This window comes from Gramella sp. Hel_I_59 (assembly GCF_006714895.1).
Lineage (GTDB): Bacteria > Bacteroidota > Bacteroidia > Flavobacteriales > Flavobacteriaceae > Christiangramia.
The window spans coordinates 2,312,911-2,334,212 of sequence record NZ_VFME01000001.1 but is presented as its reverse complement, the minus strand read 5'-3'; the positions used below and the strand labels follow the sequence as shown (position 1 = coordinate 2,334,212).

The following is a 21,302-nucleotide window of genomic DNA, read 5'->3' as shown; positions in this document are numbered from 1 at the left end:
TTAAAATCCCTTTAAATACTTATGGTTTTACTGAATGGTCGTGAAATTATAACTGAATAGTCGTTAGTTTTTGGCTTATTTTATTGAAACCAATTCTTAAATTCTTTTCGCTTGTAACGACTGATATTGATTTCAGCAATCGCATCGTTCTCTATGGAATCTTTTAACCTAATGCGCAATTTGCCATTTTCAATTTTTTCAATTTGGGTTACAGCATTTTTGTGTATAATAATTTGCCGATTGGCTCTAAAAAACAATTGATTGTTTATTTTTTCTTCGAGTTGATTTAATGTAAAATCGGTATTTAATGTTGTGCCATCATTTTGAACTGTATACACAATTTTGTTTTCGCTGTAAAAGCAAGCAATATCTTCATAGGTAAGTTTGGTCATTTTCGGGCCACTTTCAATGTTGATTTCAGCATCTTTTATGGATAACTTATATAAATTGTATATGTCTTGTGCATACATAGAGCCTATAAGAATGAAACTCAGTAATAAGGTAATTAGCAAACCGATTAATAAATAATAGAACTCTGTATTTCCACCCGCAACTATATTGAAAATAATATTTATAGGGATATACATGATTGTAATATATCCTAAAGTAGAAGCCATAAACCATACAATAGTGCCCATTTCTACTTTTCTAGTGAAATGCTTTTTCTTGTAAAATTTAAAATTAAATTCTGTTATGATTCCAATGAGAATACATAAAGCCATAGAAGACAGAAAACCTTCTATGGGAAATCTATACGACTCACTATCTGGAAAACTATCGCGTGTGGTTAAATGATTTACCACTAAAAAGAAGATAATTAATACAATTGCTTTCTGAAACCAACGCCATTCTGAACTTTTAATAATTGAATGCCATACTGATTTTGCTGTATTCTTGGTTGGTGGTGTCGTGCTCATGAATTAAAAGCTCTTTTATCAATCAGATCCAAAAGTAAAGAATAATTTCTCCATAGAATTTTAGCCAAGGATATTAATTGTTAGTCATTAAACTCGTTTTTAGTGTGCCTTTATTTATCAAATCTTAATATTAAATTGTAAAATAGAATGATTAATTAGGTAGAAAGTTATTAAGACGAATATTGCTTGAGTATTTTTGGCAACGGTTACGGTTATCGCAAGTTGCGGGAGTAGGGACGCGGACTTGTCGGATTAACTATTTTCATTCCTGGTTTCTAAAATTATACTTTTTCGATTAATCCCGTTATTTGCGATGAACCGATGTTGTGAGCTGTTTGTTACACTAATATTTATGCATATCAATTTCATCGAAATCTTGTATTTCAGACAACTTTATCAAGTTTTCAATTTTAATTTTCTCCCAAGTTTCTTTAAAAACTTCCTCTTTATCTTGGGAATTCATATTTCCATTTTCTAAAACTTGTTTTTTCTTTGTTAGAAAATTAATACTTGTTTTGTAATTCACAATCGGTCCACGATTTTCACTTGATTCATATCCAATCAATTTAAAGTCTGATTCATCATATCTAAAAATATACTCCCAATTTCCATATCGGCCATGTCCGTAATGAATTTTTAAAATGTTGTTATGAAGATCAATTGAAAGTTCTGGAGGATAATAAACGCCGCCATCTTCATTTTCAGAGGAGAAACAATCTAAATTCTTTAAAATTGATTCATAACCATTTTCAGTGCCTAATAGCACAATTATTCCTCTTCTATTACGGTCAACTACATCTCCAAATCTATTTTCAATTATATTTTCCTCTTTTGAATTCTTTATAATTAAAATACAATCCTCTAATCCATCTTCATTAACATCTGCACTATACTCTTCAAACAATACATGTCCATTAGGAATAAATCCAGTTGTTGATTCGGTCTGAGCATTTCCAAGACCGTTATTGAAAAGTAAACTTAGTAAAATTAAAAAATTGATATTTTGTTTCATTTTTGTTATTCTCATTTTTACAAATTGCTCACAACGGTCCCGGTTATCGCAAGTTGCGGGAGTAGGGACGCGGACTTGTCGGATTAACTATTTTCTTCCTTGGGATTTATAATTACACTTTTTCGGCGATACCCGTTATTTGCGATGAACCGATGTTGGGCACTGGTTTTATAATTCGTGATGTTCTAGACCAATTGATATACCTAAAGGATAAATTATATCTCCCCATCTGAAATCGACGAACATATTTCTTCCTTGTTTTCCAAATAGAACCATTATAATTTCTACACCCATTTCCTTATATCCTTTTAAAACACTTTCATAAATAATATCGTCCGCAACAAGTATAATATTATCATTATTAATTAATCTTTCTAATTGATCTACGATCTCAAAGGAAACAAAAGAATCGGTTTCATTTTTAAAAATATTGACCTGATTATTGTGTTTTGAAATAAATGAGGTTTGGCAATCAAAGCTTACCAACTCCTTTAGTGGATGATAACTACTTTCAATTACGTAACAGTTTACGATTTTCTTATCTGTCTTAAATCTATCATATTTTATTAGAATTTGTTCCACTATTGTTTTCAAATCAGGTTTAATGAATTCCTTATCAGGCCAAATTTCTGAGTAGACATTTTGTGTTTTTATTAGTGCATTTCTAAGAAAAACGCCATCAATCAATAATGTTGTATAATCTTTTATCTCAACTTGCTGAAGTTTCTTTTCTAGCTTTTCAGCTTGTTTTGAATCGAAAACTTTTTCTATGAAATATTCATTTTTAATTCCTTGAATACTTATTGATAAGGTATATTCATTTTTACTGTTTAAAGTCCAATCATCAATATCATTCTTCAAGAATAGAAATAAATTTTCCTCTTTAGTTTTTTCTGTTATCAAATAGATAAAAAGAACAAAGTTATCGTTTACATAATCTTTTGGAATTCTCACATTTGTACTTTCATTTTTTAGTGTTCTTCCTTTAGATTGTACATTTAAAAATCTAGTTTTTTTTGCACCTTTATTTTCAAGAAGAATTAAATCACTTCCGTATTGGTCATATGTAGGTTTTAAAACATTGAAATTGAACTTTAATAATTGTGATTTAATATAATTTTCAGCTTGTTCTTCTAGAGGCTTATTATCGATCATCGAATCTTGTTTAAAACTTGTGCCCAACGGTTACGGTTATCGCAAGTTGCGGGAGTAGGGACGCGGACTTGTCGGCTTAGTTATTTTCTTTCCTGGTTTTTAAAATTACCCTTTTTCGGTTAAACCCGTTATTTGCGATGAACCGATGTTGCCCACAGTTTTTTATTCTTTCATCCATTTTATAAGTTCTTCTTCATTTACAATTCCCCAAGAGTGAGGATGTCTTACTCCATCTGCACGATAGCCTTGATTTACTGTTTCTATAAGTTCTATATTTTTATTGTCAAATTCATCTCTTAATTTTTCCGAAAGCTTTTTGAGATAATAGGCATTTAGATCTTCATAATCATTATTTCTATTTTTTTTCCACCATTCTAGATCCGGTTCTGTGTAAAATCTTATTTTTAATTTTTCCAGGTTTTTTAAATTTTGGATATTTTGAGTCTCTAGAATAAAAGGTGAATATTCTTCATAATTACCAATTCCGTTTTCAGGATTTCCAAACTCCTTGTCAAAAGAATTCTTTATCCAACTAGCTTCTTGAATTGATGCCTCTGAAAAATTCATATCTAAGTTTTTTTGAGCCGTTTTATAGAGTGCTAAGAGATCAATTGGGGAATCCACCACAAAAACTCCTTTTGGTTGAATTTGGCTTTCACTTTCCATAAGATAATCGCTCATGATTAAACTTACATTTCCACCACTAGAAAATCCCCCAATGAATATATTTTTGTTTGGTAAATCATACTCTGAAACTATTTTTTCTAGCTGTTTTTTTAATTCTTTTTTTTCTGATAGGTTTAAATATAAATGGTGATTAAAGTTCATTGATAGAACTGAAAATCCATTTTCTACACTTATTTCTCCAATTTCAAGTTCTGACAACGTGTTTTTAGCATCACAAGGAAGACATGGGAATAGAATCAAAAGACCATTTTTTTTTTCTGACTTGATTAATTCAAAATCAGAAGTTGAAACTCTTTCAGAGTTAAGTTTTTCAGTTGACTTATTTTCTTCTTTGTCTTTTCCTTTACAGGAAATTAGAACTACAGCTAAAATTAATATGAAGTTTCTCATTTCTAAAATTGTGGGCAACGGTCTCGGTTATCGCCAGTTGGCGGAGTAAGGAACGTGGATTTGTCGGCTTAGTATTGGTTTGTTGGTCAAGTTAATTATTTTCTTTCTAACGCTGCCGCTTATTGGCGATGAACCGTTGTTACAAGCTGTAGCGACGCACTTGAGTGAGTACAAAAGTTGCTCGCAGTAGAATAGGGCAAATTTTTGTAATTCAATCGAAACAATTTTCTTTTTTATAATAATAAAATACATCGGAATGATAATACGCTTTTAATTTCTTGAATTTGTTTCTATAGAACTTAACTCAATTTTAAATAGAGAATAAAAAATAAAATTCCGAAAAAAAGAATTCCTACTATCAAAGAATAAAAACGATGTAAATGATCTTCAAGACTATCTCGAAACCCTGTAAATACCCAGATTAATAATGCCCCAACAAGTCTCATAAAGTATAATCCTCCAAACATGTTTTTTAATCTTTTACTTATATTACTTCAAGTTCTTTATTGAAAGACCGATATTCTTTCTAGTTGTTTTTTTATTTATAATAATTTGCATTTTGCCTATCAATCATAGTCTTGTATGATTTACATCAGACTTTATCATGATCTACACCAGAGAATAAACTTTTTGTTCCTTTTGCAAATTTATTAAATCCTTTAAGAGAAGAATTCATCATGTTTAATACGTCCATTTAATTCCAAATTTATAATTTTTTGTTCGAATTTGTCCGCTGAATACGGCTTTGGAGCTATTGCTTGTAACGGTCTCGGTTATCGCCAGTTGGCGGAGTATGAGACGCGGATTTGTCGGCTTAGTATTTTGTTGTTGGTCAAGTAAATTATTTTCTTACTAGTGTTGCCGCTTATTGGCGATTAACCGTTGTTGTTGCGCGTTTTATTCCTCGTAAATCAATTCTATAGTTGTCCGTTTTTCACTCTTAATTTTCTCATTTGGTAGGTTAACAATAGATGTTCTAATTGTATTAATCTTATGAGGAACACCAGGATTAAAATAATATTGATATTCACTGGAATCAAATGTGTTAACTTTGGCTTCCTTAGATATTGACTCTAGTTTATCCTGAGGAGCTCCCATCGCTTTTAAATATTGGACTGTAATATTTTTTACCATTTCTGGATTGAGTGAAATTTCTTCTTGAAATTCTATATAACCATTTTCTAAATCAACATAATTAAACGTCATTACTGCATCCGCCATAATTGGTTTACCACCAAGTAAATTTGGGTATTCTTGTTCATACTCTAAAGGTTCTGATATATCGTATTCGTATCCTAAAGGAGAATGAAAAAATTGGATTTCCGATACAAGTAATGATTCTATTCCTTCTGTAGAAGTGTATATATTCTTTATTGGTTTAATAGCATTTTGTAATCTAATAGAATCTTTTGGATTTTCTAATGAATATTTTTTTTCTATTTGATCAATCACAGTCTTAGCTAATATTTCAATTCCTTTTGAGTTTTCAATTCGGTTGAAAATCCCTAATTCATCGGTTGAGTATATAACAGAATTAAGATTATATTTTTGAAATATTGAATCTAAAGAACCATCTTTATTATAGTTATCTCTTAAATTGGTTATCCAATCATTAACAGAACTATTTTTGACTGTCCATTGTATTTGATAGCTACTCTCTGTAGAATCTATTACCTTAAAATTGACTACTTGGTTTGACGAATCTATTTTCGTTAGCTTACCATTTCTCCAATCTTTTTTAACCTTTGTAATTTGGAAATCATAACTGTCACCAATCGACCAATAAGCAACAAATGAAACATTAGAAGTGTCAATCTGTGATACACAAATGATTGGGTAAAATAGAATTGCAAATATTAATATCGTATTTTTCATATAAAATGCGCTACAACGGTCTCGGTTATCGCCAGTTGGCGGAGTAAGAGACGCGGATTTGTCGGCTTAGTGTTGGATTGTTGGTCAAGATAATTATTTTCTTTCTAACGGTACCGCTTATTGGCGATGAACCGATGTTATCAATAGTTATTTACGTTACTTACTTTCTTGTATAACTATATATTCTTGGCTTGCTTCATAAATCTTTTGTATCAAATCTAGACGCCTTGTTGGGCCTAATAACTCATAATTTAATGATTTAGATTCTAAATAATCAAAAAATAGATTACATCCGTTTTCGGGAATCCCCAAAGAATTTTTTAAATACTCACAATTTAAAGTATCGTCCGACGCAAATAATTCTACATAATCACTTAAGTGAATAATTCGTATCTCAGATTTTTTAGGAATTGACTTCTTGTTACCTGGTATAATACTAGCTAATAGATTTCCTTTAGGATTTGGTGGATAGTATATAAACCAATTCTTTTCTAGATCCGTTTGAAATGTTTTTTTTAATTCTCTATTTGCCGTTTTCACATTAAATACCTTTGAAGACGAACTAATAATTACTTCATCTAATAAGTTAATTATCTTCTTAAGTTCAATTACTAAAGTTGTTTGTAAATGATTTTCATCAACAATCAGTATTTGTTGTTCAAATTGTATCGAATTAAATACTAAAGTGTCTCCTAAGTCACTTGATATAGAAAAATATCCTTCTTGATTTGTAGTAGAAGAAATTCCGCTATTCATATTTACAATTTCAAAATCCGATACTCTTTCGTCTGAATCGTAAACGATACCTCTGATTTCCTGAGCTGTTAGACTTCGAACACAAATTAGAATTAAGATTATAAATATTCTCAAGCAGTTTCTCGGTTAAATAATTATTGCTAACGTTCACGGTTATCGCCAGTTGGCGGAGTGTGGGACGCGGATTTGTCGGCTTATTATTGGATTGTTGGTCAAGATAATTATTTTCTTACTAACGGTGCCGCTTATTGGCGATCAACCGATGTTGGTTGCAGTACTTTAACCGAAATGATATCTTAAATTATTACTAAAATCTTTATAATTTATCCCTATTTCTTTCAATATGTACAAAGTTAATATTGCTCTTAGTGTACGAGTTAATTCAAAAAGTTCTGATCCTTTTTTCGCTGTTCCTTCTAATTTTTGGTCATAATGAGTATAATAATTTCTTGAAGATGTAACTGCCCAGCAAAACTTTTTAAATTTACCAACTCTATTTTTAATAGTTGTAGAATCACTTTCTTTGATAAGTTCCATTAATCTATTTTTTAAAGTAGGTTCATTACCTTGTAATCTTCCAGCCAACCATTCGGAATCTTTGAGATCTAAATTAACATCATTAAGAATTCTATTAACTAATTCTTCAAATCTCTCTTGAGGTATCCTCTCATTATTAAAATTTATTCGATGAAAATTTTCAACCGCACGAATCGTATCCATGAATTTATCAGATGAAAATCTATATTTATCTTTGAAATGCTTTAAAAATAATAAAAGAACTGAATCTAAAGTTTCATAAAGATCAAACCATTTCGAAATTAAAGCTGGAAAATCAGATTCTACATCATCAAAGTCGACGATAAACTCACCTACATTTCTAGTTTTATGCTGAGAATTATAGAAGCTATTTTGATAATTACAATGGATTAGTTTTTGTTGTTCTATTTTTGATTTCTCTTTTTTAAGAGAGCTGTCTTTCAATGTGATTTTAGTTGGATAGCTTTGTTCATTTGTAAAGATTGTAATTGCGTCTATAAAAGTTATAATATCTTTTATAATAAGTTCTAACTTCTTACTTTTTTGATATTTCAAGGTGACATAAGCTTCTTCATGCAATTCCATTTTATTTGCTTTTCCTCCTAAGCTAACAGGACCATCAAAAGTTATACTCCCATCTATTTCATTGTTTAAAGAAAAATTAATATCATTAATAGCCTTGTAAGAGATAGAATATTCGTCAGAATTGTAATATTTAAAATCAGTTTTCTGACCTGTTTTCCCAATCCATTCGAAAAGATTAAAAACTTGAAAAATGACTTTATCAAAACTTATTTCATCAATATTTTTAAAATTATGACCTTCTAATATTATGTTAGGTTGATAGGTTCCAATAACTACATTATCTCGAGTAGTCTTAGTTTTTTTATACCAATTGTCAATTAAAGTAACTTTACCTTCTGAAGTATGTCCAATTATTATAGGCTGAGTCGATCTATCAAAAAGAAAGGGATTAAAACTTCCGAAAATTTCTAATTCAGAACCTCTTTCATGATCATATATTAATGTTCCATTAAACCATTCGTCTGAATCTGGAGTTTTAAATTTTCCCTTGTATGTCTTAGTAGTTATCATAGTGAGGTATTGCAACCAACGGTCTCCTTTACTTCGCTTATTAATAAATATACCTTTGAGATGAAGAAGGAGGAGAACTAAAACGGTCTCGAGATTACAGATCCAATAGCCGTAAGAGTCCTCCATTCTTCATACGGGCAGCAAGAACCATTTGGAATACCAGGTCTTATTATGGACCCGTTAAAGGAGTTAGTTAATGCGCCCTTCAAATAATAATTTTTTAAAAATATGAAAAATTACCAAGAAGTAATCGGAATTGATGTTTCAAAAAACAAGTTAGATGCCTATGCTTACAATCGTAGTTCCCATCGGGAGTTCAGTAATGATGTGAAGGGTTATAAAGCCTTGTTGCAATGGGCTAACGGTAAGGAACAAAAAGTGTTTTTCTGTTTTGAGAATACCGGTCATTATTCCTTGAAGTTAGCGTTGTATTTATCTTCAAAGAAGCAGGTATATGTACAGGAAAATCCTGTAGTAATCAAACGTTCTTCCGGAGTGATCAGAGAGAAGAATGACGTGGTAGATGCCATGATGATCGCCAGGTATGGCTGGCTTCACCGTGAGGAACTTTCACCGAGTGAGCTGAAAGATAATGAACTATTAGAAGTAGGCAGGTTGCTGGCTTTGCGTGATCAGCTGGTTCGTAGTCGTACGGGATTGAAGAATACCCTTTCAGAGCTGAAAAAGTTGCTCAGCAGCAGTTCTACAGATACCTGTTGTAAAACGCTTGTAAGCTCTATTACTCACCTGACTTCTCAAATAAATAAAATAGAGAAGCAACTAAAATCACTGATAAAGACTTCTGAGGCATTATCGCAAAATTATAAGTTGATCAGTTCTTTAAAAGGTGTTGGTTTAGTTGTAGGCGCCCAGTTGCTTTATCACACCAATAATTTTGAACGCTTTAATAGCTGGCGCCAATTCTCCAGTTATTGTGGGACGGCTCCCTTTGGTCATAGTTCGGGAAGCAGTATTCACAAAAAGCGAAAATGCCACCCGATGGGAGATCGGCAAATGAAGAGCCTGCTTAGCATGGCGGCCTGTACAGCCATTCAATATGACAGTGAATTACGGCAATATTATAAGAAAAAGCGGGAGGAAGGTAAGTTAAAGATGATTGCGCTAAACAATGTCCGCAATAAACTGTTATCCAGAGTGTTTGCAGTGGTGAAGAGAGGAACGCCTTATGTGGAATTACAAAGATTTGCAGCCTGAAAAAATTAGCACAAAAGGCTTGGATTTAACCTTGGAATACGGCTATCGTAAGTTGCGGGAGTTGGGACGCGGAGTTGTCGGTTTATTTGTTTTCTTTCCTGGTTTCTAAAATTACACATTTTCGGTAATACCCGTTATTTGCGATGAGCCGTTGTTGGCTGCTGGCATTAGTAGTTTAATAAACCAGAATACGGATCTCCTTGTATGTCCAATAATTTTGCGAACGCTGGTTCAGTTTTTAAACCTCTTCTTTTTAATTCAATTATAGATTTTCTAAACTCGGCATCTTTACTTTTCAATATTTCATTTTCTTTAATCATGTGGAGAAAGGCATCTTGTTGATTAGTAGGTATATTTTGTCCAAATATTTCGAAATCATAATTCTCCAATCTGAATTTAGCAACTACACTTTTTTTTTGATTAATATTTTTATTTGAAATCATGAATTTATTTTCTTTTGAAAAATTAGACTTTATATCAGTTTCGAATTTCTCTAGATTCCTGAAAAAACATATAATATCTAAATCGCTATCTTCAATGTCAATTCTTATTGGGATTGTTCCAACTAGTATAGGAGAATATTTTTCAAGTTTTTCTAATATTAAATTATCTTTTAAAATTCTATAAACTTCTTTTTGTTTAGAATTTCCGATTTTTAAATATTCAATATTTTTAAAATTTTCTTTCATCTTCCTTATCGTAGCATGTTTGCTTGCAGCCAACGGTCACGGTTATCGCCAGTTGGCGGAGTAAGGGACGCGGATTTGTCGGCTTAGTGTGTTTTGTTGATCAAGATAATTATTTTCCTTCTAACGCTACCGTCTATTGGCGATTAACCGTTGTTAGCTGCTGGTCTTATTTCTAAACTTGATATTACTTTCTATTCCTATCTCAATTTCACTTTTGGTACGATAATCTAGGGGAAATGGCATATAGGTAGATAATTGAAACATTTTGAAATTTAAATCCATTGGTTTATCAAAGTTTTTAAAACTAGTAATATTGTTAAGTTTATCTATTTCTTGTTCAGAGTCAATTGTCAAAACGTAACCATAAGGAGGATATGCTATTTCTGAACAATTTATAGGTATACCAGTTTTAAAATTACCTTTTACCACATGATGCATATACCTAATTTCTTCGGCTCTAGTTAGGTAACTAAAAACCTTAAATTTATCTGGTAATATTTTCGATTCTTTATCTGAAACAAATGTCGAGAGTTCAGAGTAAGCGTCCAAATACCATTCATCGTTAATTGCTAAAAACATTGAGATTATTTGTTTCAAAATTTTTAGAGGCTCAACTTGTTTAATTGTGTAATAATGCAAATGATATTCTTTGTCTAATAAAATTTCAAATCCCCCAATCACCCATTTTTTATAGGCTGGCACATATTCTGCTCCTAAGAAGTTATTGCATCTCTCACAAAAAGAATTGTAACCTATTCCACCTTGCTTAATTTTTCCTTTTGGAGGATCTGCTATGGGATTTTCAACTTTGATAAAATCTTCGAATGCTACTGATGAATACTTGGTACTACTATTAAATGTGGTTTTTGGCGGAACGTGTTCAAATGACAACATTGTTTTCATACCACAAAGTCGGCAAATTCCAGATTTCATCTTATGTCTACCCATAATCTTGATTTGACTTGCAGCTAACGGTCTCGGTTATCGCCAGTTGGTGGACTAGGGGACGCGGATTTGTCGGCTTAGTATTGGTTCGTTGGTCAAGTTAATTATTTTCTTTCTAAGGTGCCGCTTATTGGCGATTAACCGTTGTTGTGTGCTGTACTTTATAGGATAATCTTTCTAGTGTAGAATCAGTGAATAAATTTTATTAAAAACGATTCCTAATGTTATTTCAAGAGATCTCTGCTTTCAAACTATTCTTATTTTAATCCGAATTAAATTATGTTTTGCACCATATTCTGGTTTGATTTAATTTAAATAGTATTCATTGGAAAATCTAACTATCCATTTACCATTTTCATCAATAAATAGATATATGATTTTATAACTTTTGTCAATTTTAATATCGAAACAAGTTCCTTTTTGAATTGATTCGACTTTTAATACTGGAGTTTTAAAATCCTTTTGATAATTGTATCCGAAAGTTCTATCAATTTTATGAGAATCCGCTCCTATTTTTACGTATTCATCAAATACTAATTTGTCATTTACGTACCCTTTTATTCTCTCATTGAAGTCAGATAAAAATATAACTTGGAAATAATGTGATTTCTTGTCCGCTCGAGGGTTTTCATTTATAACTTTTCTATCCCATTGAATAGTTAGATCTCCGTTACAGGATATATTATTGAGGAATTTATCAGATGTTTTACAGGAAGAAACTGAGAATAGTAAAATAAGTAATATGTATCTAAAATCTTTCAAAAAGTATTGCACACAACGGTCTCGGTTATCGCCAGTTGGCGGAGTAAGGGACGCGGATTTGTCGGCTTAGTATTGGTTTGTTGGTCAAGTTAATTATTTTCTTACTTACGTTGCCGCTTATTGGCGATTAACCGTTGTTGCCCGCAGTTTATTCGTTATTACCAAAGTATGAAAGTACATTATTTTCCTTTGAAAGTTGAAAGTGAAAATGATAAGTTCCATCTTCGATAGGTTCCTTTAAATAGTATTCCCAATTTATATAATCATCTGTTTCATAATTTAAATGTTCATATGTATTTGGATTCGCCATTGGAATATTATAGCCTTCTATTATTCCAAGGTAATTTGTTGTGTTTCTTATGCTGTCGACAATTCTCTTTTTGTCCGACTCTGATATTTTTAGTTTGAAAGTGTGGGCATAATCTGTAAATCCTCCACTTTCGTTATCAATTATTTCAAAATCTTGTTTTAAATATATTTTTTGAAATGCTAATAGTTGTTTGGCTTCTTTAGAATTGAACATCCAATCATTTATCCAAGGATAATAAATCACTAGTATTACTAAAAAGGTCAGTGATGCTGAAATTATTTTTCCGATTTTATTTTTACCGTAAAAATTGAATATCCAGTAGCTTAGAAATATTATTTGGAAACCTAATATTAGTGGCCAGATAAAAATCACGAGAAAATCTAATTGACCAATTAATGTCCATAATATTATTATTCCTAAGATTCCAGCTGTTATTATAGCTATCCCTTTTTTTCCTTTTTTATATGGGAAATAAAAACATAATATTGTTAAACAGCATAATATTAAACTCGATATGATGTAAAAAGCATTCATATAAATTGAGGGCAACGGTCCCGGTTATCGCCAGTTGGCGGAGTAGGGGACGCGGATTTGTCGGCTTAGTATTGATTTGTTGGTCAAGTTAATTATTTTCTTTCTAACGTTACCGCCTATTGGCGATTAACCGTTGTTACCTGCTGGCTCCTTTTCTATATCAAAATACAATTGTGCATGATAGTTATTTGCTTGAAATCGTAAGCTTAAACTTTCATTAATGCTCCATACTCTCTTTTTCCATTCTTCTTTATAGAATTCATCCTTAGTAAGTTCTCCAGAACCATCGTTATCTAAACCAAAGAATTCTTCTAATCGTTGCACTAAATTTTTTATCTCCAAAAATGTCACAAAATAATTCGTTGGCTTATTTTGACTTAAATAAGTAAGTTTTGCCCCATCAACACCCTCAAATCTCGTAATTTTATTAAAAAAATCAAATAAGTAAATTGGAGGATACATTGTGTAAAATAGTCCACTGTCTGTTTTCTGTTCTATGAAATTATTGGATGAAATTAAATCCATAAAAATCTGTAAGTGAAGTTTGTAATCTCTACTACTCAAAAATTTATTATAATGATCTATAAATTCTTTTGGTTTTTGTACCCAAGTATTAATTTTTAGTTCATCATACACTTTAGAAGTTTTATTGAACGCTTTTTTATCATTTAATAAGTAAAAATCACAAGTGGAAGCGAAGGCCGCATGAAATGAATCTTCTGTTGTATTTTGAAATGTTTCTTTTCTTCCTTTGTTTATTTTAACCCTATCTTCTTGATAACCATGCATGTCTAACTGAACATATTCATTTGAAATTTCATTGAACCATTCAGGACTATGCTTTGACTCTAAGCTAGGTGTCTTCCTTTCGCCCCCAAATTTTTTGTAATGATTATCTAAAAAAGAATATGGATCTGAACTATTAAAAATTTTATCTCTATTCAAATTAGTACTCTCTTGAATAATATTTCTCAGCTCCTTATAATCTTCACCATCGTTCAATCCTTTAAGCATCTTATTAAAGTAATTAAACCATCCTTCCATTGTTAGATTATCCTTTAATCCTGGAAATAATCGGTTCATCATTTCTTTACTTTCTGGTTTTTCGAAAGCTTCTTTGAATGACGGGTCCAGTGGTATATTTTTTAGAGATTCCATAATTGGAATTCCTAGTTCTTTACCAACTTCGCTTGAGTTAAATAATTCACTTAATCCATCAATACTTATATCATTAAATAAGTCTTTTTGTTCGACGCGTTCTTGAAATAACTCTTTGGGATCATAATCTCCAGCTATAACTTTACCATCTGTAGAATTATACAAACATTTATTTTTAGTTATTTGAGAGATGAAGTCTAGATCAGAATCTATCAATTTTCTTTGTTCATCTGTTTCTTTAAAGCTGGAATAAATATCTGTTATATGTGATGTCGAATAAAATTTTAAAAATAAATTATCGTTTTCTAGAATTTCTTTTAATTCTGTATGTTGTCCATTTTTCATTTGGGACAATACGTTCCAATCTAAATAAATTTTAATCATTCTTCTGAGGAGCTTGCAGGTAACGGTCCCGGCTATCGCAAGTTGCGGGAGTAAGGACGAGGATTTGTCGGATTAGTTGTTTTAATAATTGGTCTCTAAAATAACTATTTTCAGCAAACTACCCGTTATTTGCGATGAGCCGTTGTTGGCAAACGTTTATTGTTACCCCTATACTTAATCAAACTATATATTTGTCCAATGCACAGCTGGAACTCTAAATTGATGTAGTTTATTCGATGAATCTATGTATATGTAATACAAAGTCTTTATTTTAGATAATCCACCTAAAAAGTACCAAGTATTTTGCTCTAATTTTCCTAATGTTGTCAATGTAAAATTTCTGCTTGGATCTAGATCTGGCCTCTTTCTCCATTTAAATCCATTTTCTTTGTTGAAATAGATCTTTCGTTTAGAATAATCAACTCCATTATGATGAACATTTGCAGTAAATGCGAAACTAGTATCGGTTTTTAATTTTTCAAAAAGTTCAGATGGATCAAGATTTGAAATATTGATTGTTTCACCATCTTTTACGATCATTCTTTCTAATAGTAAGGAATTGTCAACTTTGTCCCAATTCGGATTGATAATATAATTATTTGTAATAATTACATTTTCTTCCTCTGCACAACTACTAATAAAAAATAAGATAATCGCTATTAGAAAAGAACTCTTTACGTACTTCATAATTGTTAAATATAAACAAAGGCAATTATACTTGAAGAACTATTTCAATTTAGAGCTTTCATCAAAATTTCCTCGGCTTTTTATCATTTGAGTTTGAAATTCTAATTTTTTTTGATGGAAAATTTTTCATTTAAATGGTTGCCAACGGTCTCGGTTATCGCAAGTTGCGGGAGTAAGGACGCGGACTTGTCGGATTAGATGTTTTCTCTCCTGGTTTCTAAAATTACACTTTTTCGACAAAACCCGTTATTTGCGATCAACCGATGTTGCCTGCAGTTCTTTAGGATACTAAATATTATTAAAAAAGTTAATAGTTAACTAGCCTTTACTTTTCACCAAAACTTCCACCAGGCTTTGTGATTTTTCTGTTCAAAGTCCTCACTTGGATAAATATCAATTATATGGTTATAATTTTCAATATCTGTAGCGATTAATTCAAATTTTTCCTCAATTGAATTAAGGGCTTTTACTGAGCCTCCAAAATCAAAGACGTAGTTTCGATTAGAGCTATTCGTAATATGAACATTGTCATATTCTTTATCAGCCTTAGAAACGAAAACCATTATCCATTCGCCATTGTTAAAGTCGTAATTTTTATCAATCTGATCAGTTCTATAAAAACCCCGAGTAAATGGTGAGTGATTTTCAAGCCCTATTGATATTCAATATAATTTACGAAGTAATTGAAGCGTTCAATGTCAGGAGTATTGGTGAATATGATTAAAAACGAATCAGTAGAACCTTTTTTTCTAAATAGCTGAATTCCTTTAACAAACTCTGTACTAGCATACAAATTTGCTAAATTCATCAACACTTTTTCAATGATGTCAGTTTGGATATTCTCAACTATTATATAACATTTCATTTTTCTTCTTTGTAATACTATTTGTGAATTGCAGGCAACGGTTACGGTTATCGCAAGTTGCGGGAGTATGGACGCGGACTTGTCGGATTAACTATTTTATTTCCTGGTTTCTAAAATTACCCCTTTTCCGATTAAACCCGTTATTTGCGATCAACCGATGTTGGCAACTGACCTTAGTTGGTCCAATCTACAATCCTATTTTTCATATTTTCATATTTAATTCGATAATTTATATAGAATAGGCAAGTCCATACTGCAGCCACTACTATACAAGTAATTGAAATTAGAACAGTGGTGTTTTCAATTTCATTCTCAACCATCACTAATGAAAACAAAGTAATCAAAATCATTAGAATCAACATTATCGATATATAGCTTGCGACTTTTTCAAATCTCATTTCTAAGAAACCCGTTAGAAAATTCCAGCCTTTCAGTTTAGCAGAAATATCAGTTTTATTATTTGAAAAATCTACTTGAAATATGAGAGGTTTTGTAGTTGTTATTATAATATTATTTTCAATCTCAGAGTAAGATTCGCAGGATTTTTCTAAATGCTCGGTTAGTTGTGATTTTTTATTCATTTTATAAATCGAATTATTTGACTTTTCTAGACTGGTCTGAGTTTATTAAGAAGCAGCTTTTAATATTTTCTTTAAGTTCAAGTTTTCATTGGTTTGTTGCCAACGGTTACGGTTATCGCAAGTTGCGGGAGTAGGGACGCGGACTTGTCGGATTAACTATTTTCTTTCCTGGTTTCTAAAATTACACTTTTTCGGTTAAACCCGTTATTTGCGATTAACCGATGTTGGCACGACGTGCATCTTTTCTAATTATTTCTCTATAAACTTTTAATTTAAAATCAATTATTTCAGTGCTTTTCTCGTTTTGCTGGTCTCCGGTATCATCAGATAGTTTATCCCAGGTTATTTCATTAAGATATTCGGAGTGTAGAAATTCATCAATAATATCAACCTCGTTCGAAGTGAATTCTAAATCTGCTTCAAATGGTAATTCGGAGTGATTAGAATTGATAAAGTTTAATCGGAGTTGTCCGGCCATTTCATCAAACCATATGTAGTAAATTAAATTGGAGATAGTTTGAGAAACATTAATTTGTGACTTTCTATTCTTCTTTATGCGAGACAGAAAACTTATAAAATCGGTAACCTTGAGTTTAGCCAAATGCTTTTTAGAAATAGTAAATGATAGCATATTTTCATAAATCTCATTTTCTACTTGAGAAGTTTCATCAGTAAGAGAAATTTTCTCCGCGATATATGATTCGTATTGATTGAAATATTCTTCTTTACTCATAATCTTATGCATGCGTGCCAACGGTCTCGGTTATCGCCAGTTGGCGGAGTAGGGGACGCGGATTTGTCGGCTTAGTATTTTGTTGTAGGTCAAGTTAATTATTTTCTTTCTAACGCTGCCGTCTATTGGCGATTAACCGTTGTTGTTGTGCGTTTTCTTGTTACAATTTTGTTCGATAATCCTATAATCTAATTGGAATTAATTGATACTGTACCACTTTCATTTAAATATTATTCGATTGCAATAATGTGTTTTTATAGAACTCAGATCTTTTGCTTCAGAGCAATTTTTATATTTGATCTTTCAATTGAAAAGGTTGTAGAATTTTCATCTAGAAACTCCGATATCAGTATCGCTTTTTGAGCAATTTTTCTCTTGTTGTAAATTTCATAAGAATTATCTAATTCTAACTTTTGGATAATCTCATACATCAACTGCATTAGTTTCTCAAGGTTTGTTGAGTGAAGCTTTCTTAAATGTAGAATCAGATCAGAATTATTCATCTCACTTATTTCTAGAAGAGTGAATCCAATTTGATCATTAAGAGTCTGATTTGTATTCTGAATTTCACTTTCTATATTTATTGATTTTGCTCCTATGATTTTATTAATTAGGCTTATCAGTACCAAATTGAGTTTTTCAATCTCTCGCTTTATAAAATCTTTTTCCGTCTCCATATTTAATGAGATTTCGTTCTTGAAAATGCACTACAACGGTCTTGGTTAACGCAAGTGGCGTGGATTAGGGACGCGTTCTTGTCGGCTTTGTTGGTTTTTACTTGATGTCTAAAATATCACTTTTCAACTGATTGCCCGCTATTTGCGCTTAACCGATGTTGCCCACAGTTATTTTTTATGGGTTCTATAATACAAATTCCAACTGCCTGAGTTTGATTCAATGATATCTAGAAGTCCATCACTGTTCAAATCTCCAATTTCTATGTTGTATGTATCATCATTTAAATCTTCCCTCAATCCAATTTCTTGAAATCCTCCATTATCTCTGCCCATAAAAACATAATTCCGTTCTTCTGAATTTCCTTCTACTATGTCTAAGTTTCCGTCTTTGTCTAGATCCGCAACTTTTATAGATGAAGTCATACGATCTTCTTTAAATTCGAATGTTCTATCGAATGTCATTTCCTTATCGCCAAAATGAATAATATTTTTTGAGCCTAGATTTCCTGTAACAATATCTAAATATCCGTCTTTATCAAAATCACCAATATCAATAGAACGAGTTTCATCTTCCTCATTACCGAATTCTATTTTCTTTGAAAAATTCTGTTTTCCATCATTAAGATATATCTTGTTCTTAGTTTGTCTTTCTGCTGTAATTAAGTCTAAAAAACCATCTTTGTTTATGTCTATTATTTTAGTTTGAATTGTCTGGTTGGATTGATTTCCAAACGCTATAATTTTCTCAAAATTTCCTTTTCCGTCGTTTAGACAAATTTCGTTTTCAGCTTTTCTATTTGAAAGTATAAGGTCAAAATCTCCATCATTGTCAATATCTGCTATTTCAAGATTTCTTGAAGGAGATATGGAACCAAAAGAAATTCCTTTCTCAAAATTGTTATTAGCTGAACCGAAATATAGTTTATTGTCAATATTGTCATTAGCAACTGCAATGTCCATAAATCCGTCATTATTGAAATCCGCACTTTTTACAGCGTAAGATGCGTCAAGAATGTTTCCTATTGGAATTGCCATTTTAAAGCCTCCTTTGCTGTCATTATAAAAAAGGTAGTTCTGTTCTGCCCAGTGTCTTCCATTCGCAACAAGAGCGTCTAAATCTCCATCCTGGTCAATATCAAATAATGTTATTGATGCAGTTCTGTTTGATTGTGTTCCAATTGAAAAAACACCGTCAGCATTAAAAAATGATACGTCTTGTGAAAACCCATTTATTGAAAAGAATAGAGAGTTAAAAATTATTATATATAATCGAATTTTTCTCATAATTGTGGGCAACGGTTACGGTTATCGCAAGTTGCGGGAGTAGGGACGCGGACTTGTCGGCTTAACCATTTTCTTTCCTGGTTTCTAAAATTACACTTTTTTGACAATACCCGTTATTTGCGATGAACCGATGTTGGCAAACGTTAAATACCGAAATTCCAACTTAAGATTAGTTTTATAGAGTTAGTTTGTACTTTTCCATCTATACTTTGCGGAACTCCTCCAATATCTATTATTCCGAAATCATCTCTAATTTCTAGAATTAACCAATTTTTTTCATTTAGTGGTATATTTATTCCGGCACCAGCTGAGAATCCAGCATCTATATTATTCTTCTCTGTATATTCATTAATATTATCAATTGGAAAATCTGGTTTATAGGCATTATCTAAAAAGATATTCAAAAAACCTCCACCATTTAAAAAGAATTTGGAATTCATAAATTCATATTTTAATAAAACTGGGAAGTTTATAAATTGAGTTATTTCTCTAAAATTTTCTTTTCCTGTTTCCTCCGCGTTATAATCATAATAGGTTAATTGAAGTTTTTTAATTTTTCTTTCATAATTTAGATTTGATTTTAATGAAAGATTTTGATTCAAGTAATACTCAAGAGAAACACCTACTAAGTATCCTACTTTGAAATTATTATATTTTGCATATTCATTTCCTCTTATATCTGGATAATTTAATCCTGCATTAACTCCAATTTTAAAATCGTATTGATCTTGAGCATTTATATTAATCGAAGTAGTTAATGCAATAAGTAAGAATAAGAATCTTTTCATTCAATTATTTAATTATTAGTTAAGTACATAAATTTTAATGTTTGCCAACGGTCTCGGTTATCGCCAGTTGGCGGAGTAAGGGACGCGGATTTGTCGGCTTAGTATTGGTTTGTTGGTCAATTTAATTATTTTCTTTCTAACGCTGCCGTCTATTGGCGATTAACCGTTGTTGTGCTGCGTAATTTACTTAGAATAATGTTTGTCAAGTTCTTGCCAAACATTTGGATTGAAAAACGTTTTAATTTGTGATTTTGCACTTTTTGGATCCAGTTTTCTATTATGGGCGAATTTGTCTTCTTTTTTTATTTCTCTCATAATTGAATGGAAATCTGAATTTTGTTTGAAATCCTTATAACGCTTTCTACTTTTTTGGACAATCTCATTATAAGTCAATGGATATTTCTTTGTAATATCTTCCTCTGATAAATTGATTGGGACACCGTCAGAATCGTATCTCATTCCAATACCCTCAAGTGTTGTGTTCTTTTTAAAGTTAATATCAATTCCTATTGCTACGCTGAAATCTAAATCTTCTCCATCCGTTTCTGAAACTTTTTTCTTAAGGTAATTCAAGTAATTTTTTACTTCGTCAGTTAGAATAGCATTGGCCTCTATTTTCGAATCTACGTAAGCTAACGGCATTAGATAAAAATTATAATTTGAAAGATTAACCTTAGGTTCCCATTTTTTAATTAGTTCCATAAAGTTCTTAATACAAGCGAAACCTAATTCTTGTATTTCTTTTTCAATTTCGGAATCATTATGAAAGTGAATAGCATTGTCCCGAAGCTCTATTAAAGCGAATAAACTCTTGATCAAGTTAAGGCTTAGAGTTTCATTTTTTGCTCTTAATATATATATATTGACTCGGCTAAGCTAATTGTCATAGGGTTTTTAGCTCTATTCAATTTAGGCTGCATCAATTTAGACTTTTCTCCATTCTTCTTTTTTCTAGCTTCCAATTGATATATGGATTTCATATTATATTTGGACAATTTCAAAATCCTAGCTTTAAAAAGAAGTTCCCAACTATTTATGGTGAGAATAGCAAAAGTTTCCTCCCGATATTTGAAGTCAGGTTTATTATAAATCTCAATTGCTGAGAGCATTGAGTTTATAGATTTATCCAGTAAACTTTGGTAAGTTTTGTTAATTTTCATTCAAATATTTTATCGAAAGCATTCTAAATTATGCTGCACAACGGTTTGCGGTTATCGCAAGTTGCGGGAGTAGGGATGCAGATTTGTCAGATTAACCATTTTCTTT

Annotated in this window: 22 protein-coding genes; 1 reads left to right on the top strand and 21 read right to left on the bottom strand. The window is 31.3% G+C overall.

Translation table 11 applies throughout. From position 1 onward, the window contains the following. Window positions 1-80: 80 nt before the first annotated feature. The 7 genes from JM79_RS10720 to JM79_RS10690 all read right to left on the bottom strand — a co-directional run bounded on the left by JM79_RS10720 (window position 81) and on the right by JM79_RS10690 (window position 8,424). Window positions 81-917, bottom strand: coding sequence for a LytTR family DNA-binding domain-containing protein (locus tag JM79_RS10720; protein ID WP_141878144.1), 837 nt, complete (start codon window positions 915-917; stop codon window positions 81-83). Window positions 918-1,260: 343 nt separating this feature from the next. Beyond that, window positions 1,261-1,929, bottom strand: a complete 669-nt coding sequence (locus JM79_RS10715) for a hypothetical protein (RefSeq protein ID WP_260443420.1) — start codon at window positions 1,927-1,929, stop codon at window positions 1,261-1,263. Between the two features lie 168 nt (window positions 1,930-2,097). Beyond that, window positions 2,098-3,084 (bottom strand): DUF4365 domain-containing protein, encoded by a 987-nt coding sequence (locus JM79_RS10710; protein ID WP_141878143.1) that lies wholly within the window; start codon window positions 3,082-3,084, stop codon window positions 2,098-2,100. A gap of 162 nt (window positions 3,085-3,246) precedes the next feature. Continuing rightward, window positions 3,247-4,161 carry a hypothetical protein gene (locus JM79_RS10705; protein ID WP_141878142.1) on the bottom strand — a complete coding sequence of 305 codons (915 nt, stop codon included), beginning with the start codon at window positions 4,159-4,161 and terminating at the stop codon, window positions 3,247-3,249. An 897-nt stretch (window positions 4,162-5,058) separates the two neighbouring features. Then, entirely contained in the window at window positions 5,059-6,036 is a 978-nt protein-coding gene (locus JM79_RS10700; protein WP_141878141.1) for a hypothetical protein, read from the bottom strand. Between the two features lie 156 nt (window positions 6,037-6,192). Continuing rightward, the gene (locus JM79_RS10695) at window positions 6,193-6,792 is read right to left on the bottom strand and encodes a carboxypeptidase-like regulatory domain-containing protein (protein ID WP_141878140.1); all 600 of its coding nucleotides are present in this window, start codon (window positions 6,790-6,792) and stop codon (window positions 6,193-6,195) included. A 279-nt stretch (window positions 6,793-7,071) separates the two neighbouring features. Continuing rightward, window positions 7,072-8,424, bottom strand: coding sequence for a HEPN domain-containing protein (locus JM79_RS10690; protein ID WP_141878139.1), 1,353 nt, complete (start codon window positions 8,422-8,424; stop codon window positions 7,072-7,074). A 228-nt stretch (window positions 8,425-8,652) separates the two neighbouring features. Between JM79_RS10690 and JM79_RS10685 the strand changes: the two genes are divergently transcribed. Continuing rightward, window positions 8,653-9,639, top strand: a complete 987-nt coding sequence (locus JM79_RS10685) for an IS110 family transposase (protein WP_141878138.1) — start codon at window positions 8,653-8,655, stop codon at window positions 9,637-9,639. A 167-nt stretch (window positions 9,640-9,806) separates the two neighbouring features. On the opposite strand, the gene JM79_RS10680 is transcribed toward JM79_RS10685, so the two are convergent. The 14 genes from JM79_RS10680 to JM79_RS10615 all read right to left on the bottom strand — a co-directional run bounded on the left by JM79_RS10680 (window position 9,807) and on the right by JM79_RS10615 (window position 21,196). Further along, the gene (locus JM79_RS10680; protein ID WP_260443419.1) at window positions 9,807-10,361 is read right to left on the bottom strand and encodes a DUF4269 domain-containing protein; all 555 of its coding nucleotides are present in this window, start codon (window positions 10,359-10,361) and stop codon (window positions 9,807-9,809) included. Window positions 10,362-10,481: 120 nt separating this feature from the next. Further along, window positions 10,482-11,276 carry a hypothetical protein gene (locus tag JM79_RS10675; protein WP_141878137.1) on the bottom strand — a complete coding sequence of 265 codons (795 nt, stop codon included), beginning with the start codon at window positions 11,274-11,276 and terminating at the stop codon, window positions 10,482-10,484. 303 nt (window positions 11,277-11,579) lie between these two features. Then, window positions 11,580-12,035 (bottom strand): hypothetical protein, encoded by a 456-nt coding sequence (locus JM79_RS10670; RefSeq protein ID WP_141878136.1) that lies wholly within the window; start codon window positions 12,033-12,035, stop codon window positions 11,580-11,582. Window positions 12,036-12,183: 148 nt separating this feature from the next. Further along, window positions 12,184-12,879, bottom strand: coding sequence for a hypothetical protein (locus JM79_RS10665; protein WP_141878135.1), 696 nt, complete (start codon window positions 12,877-12,879; stop codon window positions 12,184-12,186). Window positions 12,880-13,005: 126 nt separating this feature from the next. Next, on the bottom strand, window positions 13,006-14,421 hold the full coding sequence (locus JM79_RS10660) for a hypothetical protein (protein ID WP_141878134.1): 1,416 nt from the start codon (window positions 14,419-14,421) through the stop codon (window positions 13,006-13,008). 183 nt (window positions 14,422-14,604) lie between these two features. Beyond that, entirely contained in the window at window positions 14,605-15,108 is a 504-nt protein-coding gene (locus JM79_RS10655) for a hypothetical protein (protein WP_141878133.1), read from the bottom strand. A gap of 332 nt (window positions 15,109-15,440) precedes the next feature. Continuing rightward, window positions 15,441-15,671 carry a hypothetical protein gene (locus tag JM79_RS10650; protein WP_141878132.1) on the bottom strand — a complete coding sequence of 77 codons (231 nt, stop codon included), beginning with the start codon at window positions 15,669-15,671 and terminating at the stop codon, window positions 15,441-15,443. A 475-nt stretch (window positions 15,672-16,146) separates the two neighbouring features. After that, window positions 16,147-16,554, bottom strand: coding sequence for a hypothetical protein (locus JM79_RS10645; RefSeq protein WP_141878131.1), 408 nt, complete (start codon window positions 16,552-16,554; stop codon window positions 16,147-16,149). A gap of 214 nt (window positions 16,555-16,768) precedes the next feature. Further along, the gene (locus JM79_RS10640) at window positions 16,769-17,287 is read right to left on the bottom strand and encodes a hypothetical protein (protein WP_141878088.1); all 519 of its coding nucleotides are present in this window, start codon (window positions 17,285-17,287) and stop codon (window positions 16,769-16,771) included. A gap of 263 nt (window positions 17,288-17,550) precedes the next feature. After that, window positions 17,551-17,964, bottom strand: a complete 414-nt coding sequence (locus JM79_RS10635) for a hypothetical protein (RefSeq protein WP_141878130.1) — start codon at window positions 17,962-17,964, stop codon at window positions 17,551-17,553. 168 nt (window positions 17,965-18,132) lie between these two features. After that, a complete protein-coding gene (locus JM79_RS10630) occupies window positions 18,133-19,248 on the bottom strand; it encodes a VCBS repeat-containing protein (RefSeq protein ID WP_141878129.1) in 1,116 nt (371 codons plus the stop codon). Window positions 19,249-19,391: 143 nt separating this feature from the next. Next, window positions 19,392-20,036 carry a porin family protein gene (locus JM79_RS10625; RefSeq protein WP_141878128.1) on the bottom strand — a complete coding sequence of 215 codons (645 nt, stop codon included), beginning with the start codon at window positions 20,034-20,036 and terminating at the stop codon, window positions 19,392-19,394. 183 nt (window positions 20,037-20,219) lie between these two features. Further along, on the bottom strand, window positions 20,220-20,855 hold the full coding sequence (locus tag JM79_RS10620; RefSeq protein WP_141878127.1) for a DUF3644 domain-containing protein: 636 nt from the start codon (window positions 20,853-20,855) through the stop codon (window positions 20,220-20,222). Between the two features lie 29 nt (window positions 20,856-20,884). Then, complete coding sequence (locus JM79_RS10615) at window positions 20,885-21,196, bottom strand: DUF3644 domain-containing protein (RefSeq protein ID WP_141878126.1); 312 nt, start codon at window positions 21,194-21,196, stop codon at window positions 20,885-20,887. Window positions 21,197-21,302: the final 106 nt, after the last annotated feature.